This is a genomic window from Roseateles sp. GW821-FHT09G03 (assembly GCF_059416045.1).
The window spans coordinates 246,794-265,806 of sequence record NZ_JBWKOK010000005.1 but is presented as its reverse complement, the minus strand read 5'-3'; the positions used below and the strand labels follow the sequence as shown (position 1 = coordinate 265,806).

General features: G+C 71.3%; 17 protein-coding genes. 6 read left to right on the top strand and 11 right to left on the bottom strand.

Translation table 11 applies throughout. The annotated features are described in order from the left end of the window. Positions 1-113 precede the first annotated feature (113 nt). The 9 genes from AC07OZ_RS19755 to AC07OZ_RS19715 are packed head-to-tail and all read right to left on the bottom strand — an operon-like array spanning position 114 to position 9,610. Entirely contained in the window at positions 114-1,457 is a 1,344-nt protein-coding gene (locus AC07OZ_RS19755) for a 3-deoxy-D-manno-octulosonic acid transferase (RefSeq protein ID WP_495468785.1), read from the bottom strand. Beyond that, a complete protein-coding gene (locus AC07OZ_RS19750; protein ID WP_495468784.1) occupies positions 1,450-2,904 on the bottom strand; it encodes an oligosaccharide flippase family protein in 1,455 nt (484 codons plus the stop codon). The genes AC07OZ_RS19755 and AC07OZ_RS19750 overlap by 8 nt, the downstream gene beginning before the upstream one ends. Next, entirely contained in the window at positions 2,901-4,034 is a 1,134-nt protein-coding gene (locus tag AC07OZ_RS19745) for a GNAT family N-acetyltransferase (RefSeq protein ID WP_495468783.1), read from the bottom strand. The genes AC07OZ_RS19750 and AC07OZ_RS19745 overlap by 4 nt, the downstream gene beginning before the upstream one ends. Next, positions 4,031-5,296, bottom strand: a complete 1,266-nt coding sequence (locus AC07OZ_RS19740; protein WP_495468782.1) for a glycosyltransferase — start codon at positions 5,294-5,296, stop codon at positions 4,031-4,033. Before AC07OZ_RS19740 ends, AC07OZ_RS19745 begins: the two co-directional genes overlap by 4 nt. Positions 5,297-5,306: 10 nt before the next feature. Continuing rightward, the gene (locus tag AC07OZ_RS19735; RefSeq protein ID WP_495468781.1) at positions 5,307-6,566 is read right to left on the bottom strand and encodes a DegT/DnrJ/EryC1/StrS family aminotransferase; all 1,260 of its coding nucleotides are present in this window, start codon (positions 6,564-6,566) and stop codon (positions 5,307-5,309) included. A 34-nt stretch (positions 6,567-6,600) separates the two neighbouring features. Further along, entirely contained in the window at positions 6,601-7,419 is an 819-nt protein-coding gene (locus AC07OZ_RS19730; protein ID WP_495468780.1) for a tetratricopeptide repeat protein, read from the bottom strand. A 39-nt stretch (positions 7,420-7,458) separates the two neighbouring features. Further along, positions 7,459-8,403 carry a hydrolase 1, exosortase A system-associated gene (locus AC07OZ_RS19725; RefSeq protein WP_495468779.1) on the bottom strand — a complete coding sequence of 315 codons (945 nt, stop codon included), beginning with the start codon at positions 8,401-8,403 and terminating at the stop codon, positions 7,459-7,461. Further along, positions 8,400-9,317: a hydrolase 2, exosortase A system-associated gene (locus AC07OZ_RS19720; protein WP_495468778.1), complete on the bottom strand. Its 918-nt coding sequence runs from the start codon at positions 9,315-9,317 to the stop codon at positions 8,400-8,402. Before AC07OZ_RS19720 ends, AC07OZ_RS19725 begins: the two co-directional genes overlap by 4 nt. Before the next feature lie 41 nt (positions 9,318-9,358). Continuing rightward, positions 9,359-9,610, bottom strand: a complete 252-nt coding sequence (locus AC07OZ_RS19715) for an acyl carrier protein (RefSeq protein WP_495468777.1) — start codon at positions 9,608-9,610, stop codon at positions 9,359-9,361. A 119-nt stretch (positions 9,611-9,729) separates the two neighbouring features. On the opposite strand from AC07OZ_RS19715, the gene AC07OZ_RS19710 reads away from it, so the two are divergent. The 5 genes from AC07OZ_RS19710 (at position 9,730) to AC07OZ_RS19690 (ending at position 16,849) form a co-directional block, all read left to right on the top strand. Beyond that, positions 9,730-11,370: an acyl-CoA ligase (AMP-forming), exosortase A system-associated gene (locus AC07OZ_RS19710; RefSeq protein ID WP_495468776.1), complete on the top strand. Its 1,641-nt coding sequence runs from the start codon at positions 9,730-9,732 to the stop codon at positions 11,368-11,370. 142 nt (positions 11,371-11,512) lie between these two features. Further along, a complete protein-coding gene (locus tag AC07OZ_RS19705; protein WP_495468987.1) occupies positions 11,513-12,718 on the top strand; it encodes a pyridoxal-dependent decarboxylase, exosortase A system-associated in 1,206 nt (401 codons plus the stop codon). Next, positions 12,715-13,749 carry an acyltransferase family protein gene (locus tag AC07OZ_RS19700; protein WP_495468775.1) on the top strand — a complete coding sequence of 345 codons (1,035 nt, stop codon included), beginning with the start codon at positions 12,715-12,717 and terminating at the stop codon, positions 13,747-13,749. The genes AC07OZ_RS19705 and AC07OZ_RS19700 overlap by 4 nt, the downstream gene beginning before the upstream one ends. Positions 13,750-13,943: 194 nt before the next feature. Further along, on the top strand, positions 13,944-14,831 hold the full coding sequence (locus AC07OZ_RS19695) for a sialate O-acetylesterase (RefSeq protein ID WP_495468774.1): 888 nt from the start codon (positions 13,944-13,946) through the stop codon (positions 14,829-14,831). A 203-nt stretch (positions 14,832-15,034) separates the two neighbouring features. After that, the gene (locus tag AC07OZ_RS19690) at positions 15,035-16,849 is read left to right on the top strand and encodes a retroviral-like aspartic protease family protein (protein WP_495468773.1); all 1,815 of its coding nucleotides are present in this window, start codon (positions 15,035-15,037) and stop codon (positions 16,847-16,849) included. 52 nt (positions 16,850-16,901) lie between these two features. On the opposite strand, the gene AC07OZ_RS19685 is transcribed toward AC07OZ_RS19690, so the two are convergent. Then, the gene (locus tag AC07OZ_RS19685; protein ID WP_495468772.1) at positions 16,902-17,372 is read right to left on the bottom strand and encodes a DUF1203 domain-containing protein; all 471 of its coding nucleotides are present in this window, start codon (positions 17,370-17,372) and stop codon (positions 16,902-16,904) included. Positions 17,373-17,630: 258 nt separating this feature from the next. On the opposite strand from AC07OZ_RS19685, the gene AC07OZ_RS19680 reads away from it, so the two are divergent. Continuing rightward, positions 17,631-18,287 carry a GAF domain-containing protein gene (locus tag AC07OZ_RS19680; RefSeq protein ID WP_495468771.1) on the top strand — a complete coding sequence of 219 codons (657 nt, stop codon included), beginning with the start codon at positions 17,631-17,633 and terminating at the stop codon, positions 18,285-18,287. A gap of 86 nt (positions 18,288-18,373) precedes the next feature. Here the strand turns inward: AC07OZ_RS19680 and AC07OZ_RS19675 are convergent, their stop codons facing one another. Next, entirely contained in the window at positions 18,374-18,952 is a 579-nt protein-coding gene (locus AC07OZ_RS19675) for a nucleotidyltransferase family protein (RefSeq protein ID WP_495468770.1), read from the bottom strand. Between the last annotated feature and the right edge of the window lie 61 nt (positions 18,953-19,013).

Genomic DNA, 19,013 nt, shown 5'->3' with positions numbered 1-19,013 from the left:
GTTCAGTCCAGCGGACTGAACGACGCCGGCGAGCGCTGGAAGACCGACGGTCTGACAGCCTCATGACTTGGCGGCCAAGCGCGCCGACGTTGGCAGTCGAAGGACCTTGCCTGTCAGCGCCCGATCCGTGGCGCGCAGGCGGCTTGATGCCGAGCCACCGACCCCCGCATCGACGCCAGCGCTTCTTCAGTGCGTTGCAGATCGTCCGCGATGCGCGGCGCGCGCTCGATCGCGGCCAGCCAGTAGTCGCACATCGAAGTCTCGTCGTCGCACTCGTGCAGCACCCCGCGATCGCGCAGCAGCCGGTAGACCGGATACGACGGATAGGTCGTGTCCCAGCCGCCGCGGATCGTCAGCGGCTTGTTCAGCCCCAGCGGTTCCAGCACGTTGTGATCCACGCCCACATGCGCGACCGTCGCCGCCGCATAGAAGTCCCGCAGTTCGCCGACGGTGTCCAGCACCAGGCATTGCACGTCGGTCGCGAGCGGCGCGTCCTCGACCTGCGACCGCCGCGTGACGCGCAGCCCCGCGTCGCCGAGCTGTCCCAGCAGCTCACCCATGCGCTCGAGGTTCTCCGGATGCCGCGGCGCCAGGATCAGCAGCGCGTCGGGATGCGTGCGGCGCAGCCGCTCGAAGGCGGCCAGCACCTGCTGCTGTTCCGGCAGCTCCGTGACGCAGCCGCCGACCACGATGGGCCGGGCCGACGCGAGCAGATGGCCGAGCAGGCGCGGGCTGCGCGTGGCCTGCTCGACGCCCCAGTCGGCGCGGCGCATCGCGTCGAACTTCATGTTGCCCGTCACGTGCAGCCGCTCGCGCGGCGCGCCGCGCGATTCGAGCTGGCGGGCCGTCTCGGCGTCCTGCACGCACAGCACGTCGAAGGCGTTCAGGAAGTCCCGCTCCAGCAGCCGGCGCTCGATCTGGTCGAGCCGCGCTGGCGGGTCATAGTGGTACAGCCAGCCGTTGAGCATCAGCGTGGCCGCGTTGTGGCGGCGCGCCTCGCGCAGGAAGGCATAGGAGAAGCGGCAGGGCGCTTCCGACGGCAGGCAGGGGATCTCCGCCACCGCCAGCATCGCCGGTGGCAGCAGGCGGGCCAGGCGACCCGCATCGGCGCTGTGGCCGCGGCTGGTGCAGACCACCGCCTGCGGCAGCCGCGCGAGGTAGGCGTCGCGGTAATGCGGATGCTCGGTGATCAGCACGGGCCGCAGGTCGGGCCGCTGGGCGATCAGCCATTCGATCATCGGCGCGACCGCGTTGAGCTCGCCGATCGTGGTCACGTAGAACCACAGCGCCGGCCCCGACGCGTCGGCCGGCGTCACCGAGAACGCGCCCAGCGTGTTGTTGCCGCGCAGGTCGCTGAGGCGCTCCAGCGCGCGGAACATCGCCCACCGCAGCATCTCGCCGGGGCGGATCGGCGCGGCGGAGGCGGGCGCGGCCAGGGACGGTGTCAGCTCAGGCATGGCGGCTCCGCAGGTGGGTCAGGGCGCGACGGACCTCCGTCATCGCCGGATGCCGCAGCAGCGCGGCGCAAGCCAGCCACGCGCCGGTGCCCGCGGCGACGCACAGGGCGATGCGCGGGATCAGCGGCAGGCTCAATTCGTAGCTGGCCAGCTGCGCCAGCCCGAGGCCGGCGCAGCAGCCCAGCGCCAGCTGCACGCTGACCCAGCTGGGCGCGAACAGTTCGCGCGGCGTCGCCTTCAGCACCTCGGTCAGGTGACGCGTGTACATCGCGACCTGGACCACGTTGCCGATGATGAACACCGCCGCCACGGCGTGCAGGTTCCAGAACGCGGCCAGGCCGACGCAGGCGAGGTGCGTCGGTCCGTACCAGAGCGCCACCGACAGCCGGCGCCGGATCTGGCCCGTGGCCGCCAGCGCGTTGGGCGCGAGCATCGTCAGCGCGTAGGGCAGGCCGGCCAGCGCGAGCAGCGTGGCCAGCGGCGCGGCCTCGTGCCACTGCGGGCCGAAGAGCAACGCGATGATGTCGCCCGACATCAGCGCCACGCCGCCCATGAAGGGCCAGGCGATGCCGGTGAAGATGGCGGTGCCCTTCGCATACGGTCCGACCAGGCTGTGCCCGGCGCGGTGGTCCGCCGCGAGCGCCGGCGTCGCGACGCGCAGGATCGCCGAGCTCACCGTCTGCCCGAGCAGGTCGATCAGTCCCGTCGCGCGGCTGAACAGCCCCAGCGAGGTGAAGCCGAAGACCTTGCCGATGATCAGTTCATGGCCGTTGCGCGAGCCCGACTCGACCAGCCGCGAGCCGGTGAACATCGCCCCGAAGCGCAACTGCCGGCCCGCGCCGCGCAGGCGCGGCATCAGCAGCGCGTCGCGCGGCCGCAGCCAGACGAGGATCGCCACCTGCACGGCGATGCCGACCACCGGCCCCCAGGCCAGGCTCATCGCGCCGTGGCCGGTCCAGGACAGCGCGATGCTGGTCGCCGAGTTCGCGGCGTTGGCGCTGACCTGCACGAGGAAGACCTTGTGGAAGGCCATCTCCCGGTTGAGCAGCGCGAAGGACGGCGAGGCCAGCGGCAGCATCACGAAGTTGAGGCTCAGCACCAGCAGCAGGTCCGCCAGCAGCGGCTCGTGGTACCAGTCCGCCAGCAGGAAGCGGCCGCCGAGGATCACCAGCGCGATGCTCCAGGCCATCATCAGCGTGATGGTGAAGGCACTGCGCAGCTTCTCGCGATCGAGCTCGCGCTCCTGGATCAGGTACTCGCTGACGCCGAAGTCCCGCAGGATCGACGCCAGGTTCGTCACCACCGCGCACAGCGAATACACGCCCACCTGCGTCGGCGTCAGCAGCCGGGCCAGGATCATCGTGGTCGGCACGGTGATCAGCAGGCTCAGGTAGCGCTCGGCGAAGGACCAGGCCAGCGCGCCGCGCACGGACGGGCTCTTGCTCATGCGGGCGCTTCTTCCGTCTTGGCGGCCGCGTCGTCCGTGCTGGCGGCCGGCGCCGCCTCGCCGCGGCGCAGCAGACGCTTGAGCGCCGGCACCCAGCCCCAGCGGTACAGCGTGGCGTGATAGATCGGACGCGCCTCGGCGGTCCAGCGCGTGTGCCACTCCATGACCTTGCCGTAGAACTCGATGCGCCGGATCGGACCGCCCGCGGCCGCCGCGTCGAACAGCTGCTGGAACTGCAGCTGGCGCATCAGCGTCGACGGCGACACGGCCTTGTGCGCCTCGTCGTAGGCGGTCTTGAGGATGACGATCTTGCCGCCCGATTCGATGCACAGGTCCATCGCGACGACGGCGTCGTCGAACCAGTACTGGTACAGCCGCACGCGGCCGGCGCGCGCGAAGGCTTCCAGCATCGCCCGATAGAACTCGTACTGCGGATGGCCCGGCGCGATCGCCGTGCCCTCGGACCCCTTCCAGCCGCTCGCTTCGAGCCGGCCGTAGTGCGTCAGCGCCGGGGCGACATCCTCGGGCCGCGTGAGGCATTCCAGGCGCGTGACGGTGCCGGCGGTGTCCAGCTTCTTCTGCTGCTTCTTCAGGTTGGTGCGCAGGTTCTTGCCGCGCGCCTCCCAATAGGTGTCGAAGTCCCCCGACAGGTCGACCCACGCCGTGGCGATGTAGTCCTGGCCGCGCCAGCGCGCGCTGTCGGCGGGACGCGCATGGAACAGGCTGTCGATCTGCGTCAGGCCCAGCGCGAGCGCGGGCAGCGGCAGCGCGCGTAGCAGGCCGTCGGCGAGCGGCTCCAGGGCTTCGCCCCCCGCGCTCAACCAGGCGCCCAGCGGCAGCTGCGACGGCTGGAAGGTGGTCCATTGCGCGGTGCCGGCGGGCGTCACGATCGCGGCGGCCCGCGGGGCCTTCGGATCGCCCAGCAGCGCGAGCCGCTCGCGGCCGGTGCCGAAGACGCCCAGCAGCGGCGCGAGGAAGGCGCTCTCCAGGAACGGCAGGCCGGTCACGCGTGCCTGCAGCGCGTCCCACGCGCCAGCATGCGGCGCGAAGGCGGCCGCGTCCGGCAGCGCGATCAGGGTCCAGCGCAGCGAGGTGGCGGAGGGCGGGGAAGTCGGAGTCGTCGGGGTCATGGGCGGGCCTCGGCGGTAGGCATCTGGGGGGCGCAGGCCTCGTCGAGCACGCGGGCGAGTTCGCCGGTGCGGGACTCGCGCGAAGCGGCGGCGATGGCCGGCGGCGCGGGCAGCGCGGCACGGTCGTGGAAGAGGTCGTCGAGGAAGCGGTCGAGCACGGCGGCGACGCCGGGGCCGTCCTCCAGTGCCGCGTTGTGCGGCAGGCCGGCGCGGCGCATCAGCTGCGCGGTGTCGCCGGCCGGATCGGCCAGCGTCAGCACCGGCCGGCGCGCACGCAGGTACTCGTAGGCCTTGGCGGGGATCTGGTCGTTGCAGTCGTTGGACTGCAGCAGCAGCAGGCCGTCGGCGCGCAGCATCTCGGCCAGTGCATCGGCATAGGGGATGGCCGGCGCGAGTTCGACCAGGTCGGCCACGCCCAGGCGATGCGCGAGTTCGCGGACGAAGTCGTCGTGCGCCGTCGCGCGCAAGCGCAGCCGCAGTCGCGACGCATCGATGCGGCCCGCGGCCTTCGCGGCGGCGAGCGCCTCGAACAGCCGCGCCGGGCTGCGCCAGTCGGGATAGACGACGCCGCTGTGCAGCAGCACGCGCGGGCCGGTGCCCGCCGCCTCGACCGGGGCCCGTTCGGCCTGCCGGAACGCGTCCTCGCTGTAGCCGTTCTCGATCACGCGGATCCGGTCGGCGGCGGCGGGGAAACGCTTCGCATAGAGTCGCGCCGCGCCGGGCGTCGTGAAGGTGAAGCGCGACGCACGCGCGAAGACCTTGCGCTCGACCCCCGCGAAGCTCTGCCACAACACGGGATCGGCGGGATAGCCGTCGTGGGCCATCGGGTCGCGGAAGTCGGCCACCCAGGGCAGGCCGCTGAGCCGGGACAGCCAGTAGCCCACGAGGTGCGCGGTCGGGATCGGGTAGGTGCTCCAGATCGCGTCGGGGCGGGTCTCGCGGATCAGCTTCAGGCCGGCCGGCACGGCGCCGAGCAGCCAGCTGTGCCAGCGGTCCGGGCGCGCCAGGACACCGGGATACCGGCCGGCGATCGACAGGTGCCGCGCGGCATCCAGCGCGAAGGCGCGGCGCACGATCAGGTCCTTCGGGATCTCTTCGACGAGGTCGGTGCCGGTCTGCGCATGCACGCGGGGATGCGCGGTCAGCAGGCTCGGTGTCCAGCCCGACGCGGGCAGCTGCTGCGCGAAGCGCAACGCGCGTTGCACGCCGCTGGTCCCCGCCATCGGCGGGAACTGGAAGGAGACCATGAGCACGCGTCGCATGACCGGGCGCTCAGCGCGGGGGCGCCATGCCGGGCGCCATACCGGGTGCAACGCCTGGCGTGATGCCAGGTGCCTTGGCGGGCGTGATGAAGAGACGCTCGACCTGCTCGACGATGCGGCGCAGGTCGGCGTCGCTGAGGTCCTGGTGGCAGGCGAGCTGCAGCACGTGGTGCGACCACGACTTGCCGGCATCGCCGGGCAGCGCGGGCACGCCGGGCCAGAGCCGGTCCCAGCGCGAGACCGGCACGCCGAGCCTGCGCATCTCCGCATAGCCCGGATCGGGCGTGCGCACCCACAGCGGGAAGACGTAGGGCGCGCAGTCCGCCGGCAGTGCCGGCAGCAGCGGATGCACACCGTCGCGCCCCGAGAAGGCCTCGGTGAAGAACGCGTAGTGGTGTCGGCGCGCCTCGACGATGCGGCGGCGCGGCACGCGACGCGAGATCCATCCGCAGGCATGCGTCAGCGCGCGGTGCGACAGCGGCAGGTCGATCAGCGCCATGTTGGCATCGATCTCCTCGGCCTCGTCGAGCTCGCCGTGGCGGCTGGGCGCGGCCGCGGCGTCGCCCTGTGTCCCGGTGCCTCCGCGCAGGAGCTGGCGCAGCGCGCTCTTGAGCGCGAACGCGCCGCGGATCAGCCGGTTCAGGCCGGTCAGCCGGTCGTGCGCAGCGCCCATGTGGAGGATGTCGGAAGCGGCCTTGACCTGATCGATCCGCGGCGCCGGCGTCAGCGCCGGCATCGTCAGGTCGGCGCGATTGAGCGCGAGGATGCCGCCCTCCGGCGTCGGGAAGAACTTGGTCAGGCTGGCGATGGCGACGTCGCCCCACGAGCCGATCGGCCGCGATCCGGCGCGACCGAACATGGCGTGCGCGCAGTCCTCGATCAACGCGATGCCGCGCGCGTCGCACCAGGCGCGCACCGCTTCCATCGCCTGCGGCAGGCCGAAGTAATGCGGCACCAGCAGCGCCTTGGTGGCGGCCGGCACGTGGGCCGAGAGCCAGTCCAGGCGCGGCGCGCCGTGCGCGTCGATCGGATAGAAGGCCGCGTCCGCGCCGAGTGTCTTCACCGGCGAGACCATCGTCGGGCAGTGGTAGGTCGGCAGCAGCACCAGGTCGCCGGGACCGACGTCCAGGCATTCCAGCGCCAGCAGGATCGCCGCGCGCCCGCTGGTGGTGGGGAGATGGCGCGGATGGTCGAGCAGGCTGTGCTGGTCGATGTGCGCGGCGCCCGCGAAGGTGCGCCAGCCGATGACGGGCAGTCGCGGCGCAAGCATGGTGGGCGGCGGGCTCAAGTCGACGGCCTCCCGGTCAGCGGGCCGTGGCGGGCGCGGCCGGCGCGGCGGACTCGGGCGCCGAGGCGGCCGACGCCGCCGCCGAAGCCCCCGGTGCCGATGCGGGCGAGGACTCCGGCGCCGAGGCCGCTTCGCCCGGCAGCACGATGTCCGCGGGCCAGCGGTTGAGCGCGATCAGGCGCTGGCGCAGCACCGGGTGCGTCATGCCGGCGCCGTAGGCCTTGCGCGCGGAGTCGACGGCCAGGTCGACCTGGTTGAGGTCCAGCGCGACCATGCCGACGTTGTAGACCGAGAAGGCGTTGTCGCCGGTCAGCTTGGCCGCGGCCTCCAGCTGCTCCTTGGCGGGCGCGGGCTTGCCCTTGCCGTTCAGGTAGCCGGCGTAGATCAGGCGCACGATGACGTCGTCCGACTTCCAGGTCAGCGCGCGCTTGAAATAGCAGTCGATGGTGAACATCGCGTCCGGCGGCTGATCGCGCTTGGTGCGCTCGCCGTAGAGCATCATCGCGATGAGCGCGCGATGGTGGTTCGGGAAGGCGCGCAGCGTGTAGTCGATGTCGCTGCCGATGGTGCCGCGCTTGCACTTGATCAGTGCCTCGCAGGTTTCGATGAAGTGGGCGCCTTCGACCATCTGCAGCGGCGACATCTGATGGGTCACCGGATCGATCTCGGGGGCGTTCTTGTACAGGCGGTAGTCGAACGGGCCGTAGTTGTTGGCCAGTCCGCCGCAGCCGATGCCCTGCGCGACGGCGGCGTGGGCGGCGACGGCGCCGGCCAGGGCCAGCACGAGGGTGCGCCAGGGGGCGCGGGAGGCGCGATGGGAGGCGGGGACGGACATGGCGGGGCTCCGGTGGGGCCGGGTGTACCGGTCAGGCGATCAGGCGGCGGCCGGCACGCCGCGGACGAAGGCGGCGGTCAGCCGTTCGACGTGGGCGCGCCAGGCGGCGGTCGAGAAGGTGTGGTCCGCGTCGGGCAGGTCCTCGCGGCGCAGGCCGGGCCGGTTCAGCAGGCCCTGCCAGGCGGGGCCGCCGTCGCGGCAGCGGTCCAGGAATTCATTGGCGCAGACGTCCTTGCCCGACAGGATCAGCAGCACCGGGCCGCCGAACGCACGCAGGCCGTCGGCCATCTGCTCGGTGTAATGGCGGGTGTCGGCCGAGCGGGCCGAGCGGGCCGAGTGTTCCGAGTGTTCCGGGAGCGCCGGCGCGCGGCTCAACGCGAGCTTGCCCAGCAGCTCGCGCACGGCACCCAGGCCCACGCGGCCGCTCAGCAGCTTGCGCCAGAACGCCGGCTGGCGCAGGCGGTCCAGGTAGTAGTGCTTGACGTGCGCGCGGGCCAGGCTGGCCTCGGTGCGGACCCAGGGATTGGCCAGGCACAACCCGGCGACGCGCGGGTCGCGGCGGCGATGCACGTAGAGCAGCGCGGCGGACGCGGCGTCGCACAGGCCCCAGAGCACCACGCGCTTCAGCGACGGATGCTCGCGCTGCCAGGCGTCGATCGCGGCGGCGATGTCGGCGTCGAGCTGCTCGAAGTCGCGCTGGTCGCCTTGCGCGTCGCCCATGCCGCGGTGGTCCAGCCGCAGGCAGGGCACGCCGGCAGCGGCGAGCGCGCGGCCCAGCAGCGTGAACTGGCGGTGGCTGCCGACGCGGTACTGCGGACCGCCGACGATCAGCAGCACGCCGGTGTCGGGGGCAGGTGTTGCCATGACGGCGGAGGCGGACATCGTCGCGACGACAGGTTCGCTCAACAGGCCGACCAGCGCCTGGCCGTCGCAGTCGATGCGCAGCACGCTGTCGCGATGCGCGGATGTGGTCAGGGCGGTCATGCGGTCGCCGCCTCGACCGGCCGGGTCGCGAAGTCGGTGTCGGCAGTCAGTGCCGCGAGGCTCGCCTCGATCAGGCGCGGCGCTTCCTCGATCTCGATGGCGGCCCAGAAGGACGGCCCCTGGCAGACAGCGGCACGGACCTCCGCGCCTGACGCGGTCCAGGCCTCGACGACCATTGACGCGGCGGGCGTGAGCGTCGCGCCCTCGCGCGGAGAGAGCTCCAGCCAGGCGACACGACGCACGCGCGCCGACGGCTTCAACTGGGCGGATTCGAGGCCTTCCGCCAGCGCGGGCGCCAGCAGGTAGCCGGCGATCTCGACGGACTCGCCGCGCGCGAGCTGGTCGCGCATCGCCTGGACGGCGCCCTTGGTCTGGCCGCCGATCAGGTCGGCCGCGACGCGCAGGCGCATGAACTGCTGGAGCTGGAGCTTGCCGGCCGTCAGCGGCTGCCAGAGCAGCAGGTGCAGCGGCCGGTGGGTCAGCGTGTCGAAGGCCGCGGGCGCCAGGAGCGCTCCGGCGCGCAGGCCCCAGAGCCACAGCGGCGCTTTCGCGCCGTCCGGGCCGGGCAGGGCGCGGGCATCGAGCCAGCCGAGCGCCAGTCGCACGTCGCCCTGCCAGTGCGCCCAGGAGGCGTCGCCGAAGTCGCCGCTGCTGTCGCCACAGCCGAGCAGGTCGATCGTCAGCACGTCGAAGCCGGCTGCGGCGAACGCGCGGGCGGCCAGGGCGATCATGCGGCGGGACTTGTTCATCTCCTCCGCGAAGGGCGGCAGGAGCAGGATCTGGCCGCGCGGCGAACCGGCGGTGGCCGCCGTGGACGCGGCGGCGGGATAGTGGACGCACAGCCGCTGTCCGCCGGCGCCGTCATCCAGGAAGAACGGCGTGGATGAGGGGGGCGGCGTCGTGGCGGCGGCCATGAGGGAAAGTGGCGCGGCGATCGTGACGGGCCAGTCGCCCGTCAGGCGGCGAGCTTGCCGTTCACGAAGTCCAGCAGGGCGCCGACCGTGGCGAAGGTGGCGCCGTCGATCTCGTCGTCGTCGACGACGAAGCCGAACTGTTCCTCGAGCGCGGTGATCAGGCTGACGACCGCCATGGAGTCGAGCTCCGGGATCGCGCCCAGCAGCGCGGTGTCGACGGTGAAGTCCTTGGCGCGGCCTTCCAGGCTGAGGACGTCGTCGAGGATGGCGAGCAGGTGTTGTTGGCTGTTCATGGTCGGGGAGGATCTTAACTGTCGCCCTCTGGGGGAACCCCTGGGGCGCCCCCTCATCCCAAGGGGATCCACGGGGCTTCGTGAGGGATTGCCAGGGGGCCGCGTGAGATACTTTTTTGATGACCGCCGCCATCGACAGCCACCTGCTTCCGCACCTGATCTGGCACAGCGCCGAACGCGATCCGGCGGCCCCGGCGCTGCGCGACGGCGCCCGCGCGCTGGACTATGCCGAACTCGCCGCGCAGGTCCGCGGTCTGGCCAACGGATTGCTGTCGCTGGGCCTGCAACGGGCGGAGCGCGTCGGCATCTACCTGGACAAGCGGCTGGAGACGGTGGTCGCCAGTTTCGCGGCACCCGCCGCGGGCGGTGTGTTCGTGCCGGTCAACCCCATCCTCAAGCCGGAGCAGGTCGGCTTCATCGTGCGCGACTGCGACGTGCGCGTGCTGATCACCTCGCGTGACCGTTTTGCGTCGCTGCGCACGGTGCTGGCGGACTGCCCGTCGGTGCGGCACGTCGTGGTGGTCGATCCCGCGCCGAATGCCTCGCCCGACGCGTCGTCCAACCCGGCGTCCGGGGCATCGCCGGACGGCTGGGTCCGCTACAGCGACCTGCTGGACGCGCCGGCGCAGACGGCGCACCGCGTCGTCGACACCGACATGGTGGCCATCCTCTACACCTCCGGCTCGACTGGCCGGCCCAAGGGCGTGGTGCTGTCGCACCGCAACATGGTGGCCGGGGCGAAGAGCGTTGCGAGCTATCTGAAGAACCGTCCCGAGGACCGCCTGCTGGCCGCGCTGCCGCTGTCCTTCGACGCCGGCTTCAGCCAGCTGACGACGGCCTTCCACGCGGGCGCGTCGGTGTCGCTGCTGAACTACCTGATGCCGCGCGACGTGCTCAAGGCGCTGGAGCGCGACCGCATCACCGGCCTGACGGCGGTGCCGCCGCTGTACATCCAGCTCGCGCAGCTGGAGTGGCCGGCAGCGATCGACCAGCACCTGCGCTACTTCGCCAACACCGGCGGGCGCATGCCGCGCGAGACGCTGAACCTGCTGCGCCAGCGCGTGCCGTCGGCGCAGCCTTTCCTGATGTACGGCCTGACGGAGGCCTTCCGCTCGACCTACCTGCCGCCGGAGGAGGTCGACCGCCGGCCCGATTCGATCGGCAAGGCGATCCCGAACGCCGAGATCCTGGTGCTGCGCGAGGACGGCACGCCCTGCGCGCCGGACGAGCCCGGCGAACTGGTGCACCGCGGCGCGCTGGTCGGCCTGGGTTACTGGAACGACGCCGAGAAGACGGCCGAGCGCTACAAGCTGCTGCCGCCCGGCGTGGCGGGCCGCGAGGCCGGACTGCAACTGCCCGAGTACGCGGTCTTCTCCGGCGACAACGTGCGCATGGACGCCGACGGCTTCCTGTACTTCATCGGCCGCCGCGACGAGATGATCAAGACCTCGGGCTACCGCGTCAGCCCGACCGAGGTCGAGGAGATCCTGTACGCGACGCAGCTGGTCGGCGAATGCGTGGCCTTCGGCGTGGACCACGCGACGCTCGGCCAGACGATCCAGGTGATCGCGACGCCGCCGGCCGGCGCCGACACCCTCGACAGCGCCGCGCTGCTGGCGCTGTGCAAGGCCCGCATGCCGGCCTACATGATTCCCGCCGGCATCGAGGAGAAGACCGGCCCGCTGCCGCGCAACCCGAACGGCAAGATCGATCGCAAGCTGCTGAGCACCGAGTGGGTGGCGAAGCAGGAAGCGCAGTGATTCCGCCCGCGAACCCGCTGACAACCCTGCCGGGGACCCCGCCCGGCGACCCTGCAGACGAACTGGTAAAGACTCCGTGAGCAACGACGACATCAAGACGCCCGCCGCCGTGCCCGCCAAGGCCGCGCCGCAACATGCGCCCATGGACCAGTTCGTCGCTCGCGACGGCGTGCTGCAGATCGGCGGCCAGCCGCTGACGCGGCTCGCGGACCGCGTGGGCCGCACACCGTTCTATGCCTACGACCGCGCGTTGCTGACGCGTCGCGTCGAGGAACTCCGTGCCGCGATGCCCGCGAAGCTGGAACTGCACTTCGCGATGAAGGCCAACCCGATGCCGGCGCTGGTGGCGCACCTGGCGACGCTGGTGGACGGCATCGACGTCGCCTCGGCCGGCGAGCTGCAGGTCGCGCTGGACGCCGGCGCCGATCCGCGCGAGATCAGCTTTGCCGGTCCCGGGAAGAGCACGCTGGAACTGAAGCAGGCGCTGGCCGCCGGCATCCTGATCAACCTCGAATCGTTCCGCGAGGTCGAGCTGCTGCGCACGCTGTGCGCGGAGACGGGCTACGCGGCGCGCGTCGCAGTGCGCGTCAACCCGGACTTCGAGCTGAAATCCTCCGGCATGAAGATGGGCGGCGGCCCGAAGCAGTTCGGCGTCGACGCCGAGCAGGTGCCGGAATTGCTCGCCCGCATCGGCGAGGCGGGCCTGGGCTTCGAGGGATTCCACCTCTTCGCCGGTTCGCAGAACCTGAAGCCGGAGGCGATCGTCGAGGCGCAGCTCAAGAGCTTCGAGCTCGCGCTGCGGCTGGCGAAGGACGCACCGGCGCCGGTGAAGGTGCTGAACCTCGGCGGCGGCTTCGGCATCCCGTATTTCCCTGGCGAGCAGCGCCTGGACCTGACGACGATCGGCGAGAACCTCGCCGCGCTGATCGAGCGCGCCGCGGTCGAGCTGCCGCAGGCGAAGCTGGTCGTCGAACTTGGCCGATACCTGGTCGGCGAGGCCGGCGTCTACGTGTGCCGCGTCGTCGACCGCAAGGTCTCGCGGGGTCAGGTCTTTCTCGTGACCGACGGCGGCCTGCACCACCACCTGGCGGCCTCGGGCAACTTCGGCCAGGTGATCCGCAAGAACTACCCGGTCGCGATCGGCAACCGCGTCGGCGGCGAGGCCGAAGCGGGTGTGTCCGTGGTCGGACCGCTGTGCACGCCGCTGGATCTGCTGGGCGAGCGCATGACGCTGTCGCACGCCGAGCCGGGCGACCTGGTCGTCGTCTTCCAGTCCGGCGCCTACGGCATCACGGCGAGCCCGCAGGGTTTCCTGAGCCATCCGGGGGCGGCGGAGGTCCTGGTGTGAGCTCCACCCCGCGCCTGGCGCAACTCGATGCCCTGCGCGGCATCGCGGCGCTGGCGGTGGTGCTGTTCCACTACACGACGCGCTACGACCAGCTCTTCGGTCACGCGCAGCCGCCGGTGGTCTCGTTCCCGTACGGGTACCTGGGCGTCAACCTGTTCTTCATGATCAGCGGCTTCGTCATCTTCATGACGCTGGAGCGCACCGCGCGGCCGATGGATTTCGTGGTGTCCCGTTTCAGCCGGCTGTATCCGGCGTACTGGGGCGCGATCCTGCTGACCTTCGCGTTGACCCACGCGATCGGCCTGCCCGGCAAGACGGTGGGCTGGGAGGTGCTGCTGGTCAACGTGACGATGGTGCAGGGCTTCTTCGGCATGGCGCACGTCGACGGCGTCTACTGGACGCTGGAGGTGGAGCTGCTGTTCTACGCCTGGGCCTTGCTGAGCTTCCGCGTCGGCGGCGCGGCGGGGCTGCGGAACTTCCTGTTCGCCTGTCTCGCGCTGCGGCTGACCTACGCGGCGGCGCAGACCTTCTGGGGCCTCGATCTGCCCTGGGTCGGGCAGCGTTGGCTGCTGCTGCCCTACATCTGCTGGTTCGCGCTCGGCGTCACGATCTATCGCCTGAGCCGCCAGGACGCCGCGTCCGCGTGGGACTGGGCGTTGGCGGTGTCCGCCATGCTGGTGATCGGGCTCGTCGAGGACTGGGGCCTCGCGGCACTCGCGGCGGCGTTCTACGCGGTGCTGTTCGGCGCCGCGCGCGGGCGCTGGACCTGGCTGGAGCATCCGGTGCTGCTGTGGCTGGGCGCGATCTCGTACACGCTGTACCTGCTGCACGAGAACATCGGCTGGGCGGTGCTGCGCCGGCTCGAGGGCTGGGGCGTCGAGGTGCACCTCGCCATCGCGTTGACGATGGCGCTGTCGGCGGCGCTGGCGCATGGGCTGACCCGCTTCGTGGAGCAGCCGGGGATGCGCTGGATCCGCGATCGCTATCGCGCGCGCAAGCAGGCGTCGACGCCGGCGCACGCTGGCAGCTGAGGCGGACTGCGCCGCTTGGGGGCGCCGGTACCCCTCTCCGCTCAATCGCCTCCTCACGCTCGGCATTCGCTTCGAGGGGCACCGGCGCCCCCAAGCTCGGAACGCGGCGTGCGCGGCGTGCGCGGCGTGCGTGCGGCGGGCATCGTCCGGGGCGGAGACAATGCGCGTTTCCCCTCCAGCCGACCACGCTCCTGATGACCGAAGAACGGAAGAATTCCCTGATCCCGCTGGCGATCGGCGCAGTGGCGCTGTTGTCCTGCGGCGGCATGATCGCGGCGGGCGTGGCGATGCTGCGCAACGGCAAACCCTCGACGCCCGCGGATGACCTCGCGGCGCGGATCGCGGCGATCCACGACATGCCGGTGACGGCGCCCGACTGCGGCACCGTGTTCAAGAACGAGCAGCCGGTGGTGATCGTCGTGATGGGCCAGTCCAACGCAGCGAATCACGCCGACCCGATCCCGCCCGCGGCCGCGCCGGTGCCGCCCATGCCGGTGCTGCACCTGGGCGGCTGCGGTCTGGCGAGCTCGCCGGTGCCGGGCGCGACCGGTTCCGGCGGAAGCCTCTGGCCGGCCGTGAACCAGGCGCTCGGCGGGCGCTGGCAGGGGCATCCGATCGTGTGGGCGGTGGTCGCGGTGGACGGCAGCTCGATCGCGGAATGGACGGATCCGAACAGCGCGCTGCGCAGCTACTGGCAGACGCAGATGGACCGCATCAAGGGCACGCGCTGGCCGGTGGCCGCGGTGCTGTGGCAGCAGGGCGAAGCGGACGCGCGCGACCGCACGGCGATGGCCGATTACCGCGACGCGCTGGCGGCGCTGCGCGCGGGGGTGGCCGCGCGGGGCGTGGACGCGCCGTGGTGGATCGCGCGTTCGACCTACTGCCCACCGCACGATGGCGGACAGGTGCGCGAGGCCGTGCGTGAGCTGCTGGCGATTCCCGACAGCGGCTTCCGCGCGGGTCCGGACACGGACACGCTCAGCCTGCCGCTGCGCAACGGCTGCCACTTCACGGTGGACGGCACCGCCCGCGCGGCGGCGTTGTGGGCGCAGGCGCTGAAGCCGGCCGCGACGGGGCAATGAGACGGCCAAAGTACGACGGCGAATGAAAGGCGGCACGACCGGGTCACGAGATGCGTTGTCGTGATCTCGTGGAGGCGGCGTTGAGAAGTCGTTGAGCCGGCGCGGATCGTGTGGCGCGGACGTCGACTCCCCCTTCGGGAGGGGCGTTCCGTGCGTGCGGGACGGGTATCGTCAGCCTCCCACACCCAGGGAGGGACAAGAGATTGAACGCACGCCGACTTGCGCCATTGCTGGCGCTGATCCTGGTGGCCACGGGGGCCGCCGCGGAGGAGCCGGGCAAGGCCCGCTGCAGCATCGAGACGATGAACATCCCCGTGCGGCTGGTCGAGCACCGGCCGGTGGCCACCGTGCAGCTGAACGGGGTCGAGGTGCCGATGCTGGTCGACAGCGGCGCCTTCTACAGCATGATGAGCGCGGCCACGGCGGCGCAGCTGAACCTGAAGCTGCGGCGTCCGCCGCCCAACTTCACCATCCAGGGACAGGCGGGCTCGGTCGAGTCGTTGCGGGTCACGACGGTGGACGAGGTCGGCCTGCAACTGGCGACGCTGAAGAAGGTGGACTTCTTCGTCGGCGGCAACGAGCTCAACGCCGGGATCATGGGCATCCTGGGCCGCAACTTCCTGTCGGCGGCGGATACGGAATACGACCTCGCGCACGGCATGCTGCGCCTGGTCTTCCCCAAGGGCGACTGCGAGAAGGCGAATCTGGCCTACTGGGCCGGCGAGGCGCCCGTGATCGAGGCGCCCATCGAGACCAACGGCCGCCGCAACGACACGGCGGTCCGCGTCCTCGCGAAGATCAACGGCGAGCGCGTCACGGCGCTGATGGACACCGGCGCGCCGGGGACGTCGCTGTCGCTGAAGGCGGCGCGACGGGCGGGGATCAAGGACGCGGACATGAAGCCCTTCGGCCGGACGAGCGGCATCGGCAGCGGTTATGCCGAGCGCTGGATCGCCGATGTCGAGACCTTCGAGCTGGCCGGCGAGAAGATCACGCGCAACCGCCTGCCGATCAACGACGTGGACACCTATGACCACGGCATGCTGCTCGGGCTGGACTACTTCCTGTCTCACCGGGTCTACGTGTCCCGGCTCCAGGGCAAGGTGTACGCCACCTGGAACGGCGGGCCGATCTTCGCGCAGGGCCGCGCCGCCGACGCGAGCAACTACGACCAGCGTTACGCCGCGAAGGCGGAAGAGATCGCGGCCGACGATGCCGATGGGTTGATGCGCCGAGGCGCTGCGGCGCTGACGGCCGGTGATCCGAAGCGGGCGCTGGAGGACCTGAACCGCGCCTGCGAGCTCAAGCCCGAGGTGGCGGGCTGCTTCGACGCGCGCTCGCGCGTGCATCTGGCGATGAAGCAGCCCAAGCTGGCGCTGGCGGACCTGGACACGGCGCTGACGCTGGACCCGTCGCTGGCCGAGGCGCGCCTGCGCCGGGTGCCGCTGCGCGTGGCCGCGGGCGATCGCGATGGCGCGAAGGCGGACCTGACGGCGCTGGATGCGGCCTTGCCGCCGCCGTCGAACCTGCGCATGACGATGGCCGAGTACCACGCCCGCTTCAATCAGGCGCCCGAGGCGCTGAAGCAGTACGAGCTCTGGATCAAGAGCCATCCCAAGGACCTGCGGCTGGCCGAGGCCTACAACGGCCGCTGCTGGCTGCGGGCGCGGATGAACGTCGACGTGCCGCTGGGGCTGGACGACTGCAAGGAGGCGGTCGACCTGGACGGCGATACGCCGGCGTACCGCGACAGCCTGGGCTGGACCTACCTGCGCCTGGGCGACGCCGCCCGCGCGAAGAAGGCCTTCGACAAGACGATCGAGCTGAGATCCTGGGCCTGGCCGCTGTACGGCCGCGGCCTGGCGCAACTCAAGCTCAACGAGGCGGAGAAGGGCCGGTCGGACCTCGAGGCTGCGCGCAAGTTGATGCCGACGATCGATGAGGCGGTGAAGAAGGCGGGGTTCGACGCGTTGGTCGGCCCGCAAGCTGCGGCGGTCACGGCGGCGAAGCCGGAGTGACCTGCACCCGGGCGCTGTTTCGCCCGGGCTTGGCGAGCGCCCTGATGTCGAGTCAGGTGCACCGCTCCACCCGCGCCGCATAGCACCCGCGCTTCGCGAAATGCACCTGGAGGTAGCTCACCTCCGGGTGGGCGAAGAAGCGTTCGATGAGGGGCTCGACACGCTCGCCGTCGACGAGGTCTGCGTCGACCATCATCCCCGCCGCGTCGAACGCCCGGACCGACAGCATCCGGCCGCGCAGTGCCTTGGGCACCTCGTTGACGCGGTCGAAGCGTTCGGCGTCGGCCTCGCGGACGTAGATCGCGTGCGTGCCGCGGTACGGCGTGTCGACGTCCAGGTAGACGTAGTTGAGCAGCAGCACCGTCTCGCCGGGCGCGGCGTCGTCGAGCGTGACGCGGTCGGGCGCTGAGCGCGGGCTGTCGATGCGCACGCGCAGCACGCCTTGCTCGCGCAGCATCGCGTCGGTCATGCTGAACATCGGGCGGAAGGGAGCAGGGTCGAGGCCCAGGATGCGGAAGTCCATGTGAGCGCGGCGCGGGGGCCGTCCGAGTGGTGGAAGCGCCCACGATAGGGACCCGGACGATGCCGGTCGCGCCGTTTCCGGACATGGAATTGCCAGAGCCCGATGCGAAGTTCGTCAACGCTCGATGTCGTCCCGCAAGTTCCGTCGGCGGGCGGTAACGTCGCCCTTCGTCCTGGGGGCTGGTCCGGTTCGCGGGATCGCGCGATCATGGATGCTCATGCGCGCTGATGCCCATGCGCTGTCGCGCCGGAGGATTGCATGCCGACCCATTGCCTCGCCGATTCGGAACGCCTGTACGGCCGCTGGCAGCGCATGCTGGAAGTCCTGGCGCAGCAGCTCGACATGCCGGTCGCGATGATCAACCTGGTCGACGGCAGCGACCTCGTCTTCTTCGGCGTGCGCGATGAGCAGCAGCGCTTTCCGCGCAACGGACGCCTCGAACTCGCCGTCAACAGCTACTGCGCCAACGTGATCCGCCGTGGCGAGCATCTGCTCGTCGGCGACGTCCGCCGCCTGCCCGCCATCGGCGATCGCAACCCGACCGCCGCCCTGGGCCTGGTCCACTACTACGGCGAGCCGATCCGCGATGCCGAAGGCACCGTCGTCGGCACCGTGTGCGTGATGGACGAGCGCCCGCGCGAGACGTCCTCCGGTGTGCGCATGCTGGTCTCGCTGATGCGCGATGCGATCGAGGATGATCTCCGCGCCTGCACCGAGGTCGAACGCTTCGAGGCCCGGCATGCCGAGCTGAAATCCTCGGCGCGGCGCCTGCTCGACGCGATGGCGCGCTCGGGCCTGGGAGAGGCGAGGGCGCTGGAAGCGCTCGGCTTCAGCGCCGACGATCTGGAGAACCATCAGCGCCTGGCGCAACTCGCTCAACCGGCCTCATCAGGCCAGGCGGGCCAAGCGGTCTGACGGGTTCGCACTGTCCGTCCCACCGCGCGATCCGCCGCGACCCCTGGCGCGGCGACGGGCGGATGGATGCCGAGGCGGATCCTTCGTTACGCCGGAAGCTGGATCGTCAGCCAGGGCCAGCGCCGCTGGTATGACGCGGCCTTGCCCTCGAAGAGCTTGCGATGCGGCACCAGCGGATTCATCGCGAGCACGCCCTGGTACAGGCCTTCCAGGCCGTAGGGCGCGTAGACCTCACCGGGTCGCACGCCGACGCAGGTCGACGGCACCAGGAAGCGCTCGATGCCAGCGCGCGAGCTGTGCAGCGGCTGGTACGGTTCACCGAAATCCTCCTCGTACCAGAGGTGCACGCGCGCCTGGTTGGCCACCTCGATCGTGATGCCGAGGTCGCCCAGCACCGCGTCCGCGCGGGCCTGGACGCGTCGCTCGGCCTCGGCGCTCAGGTCATCCGGATCGAAGTAGAAGAGGTCGTAGTCCTTGATGTCCGACGCTGGCGGCTTGCCGTCCCGCAGGTTCCAGACGGTCTGGAACAGGCAGCCGGCGACCAGCCAGCCGTCGGGCAGCGCGAGCGCCTCCCAGCGGGCCAGGATCGCGCGGTTGTTGGGGTTGGTGAGCAGGTCCGCGACGAAGCGGTCCTGCAGGTCTTGCACGGGTTGATCGAGCGACATGCCGGCCATTCTGGCGGCGCCAGACGAGGCGCTCCGGTCAGTGGAATCCCTCTCTAGCCGA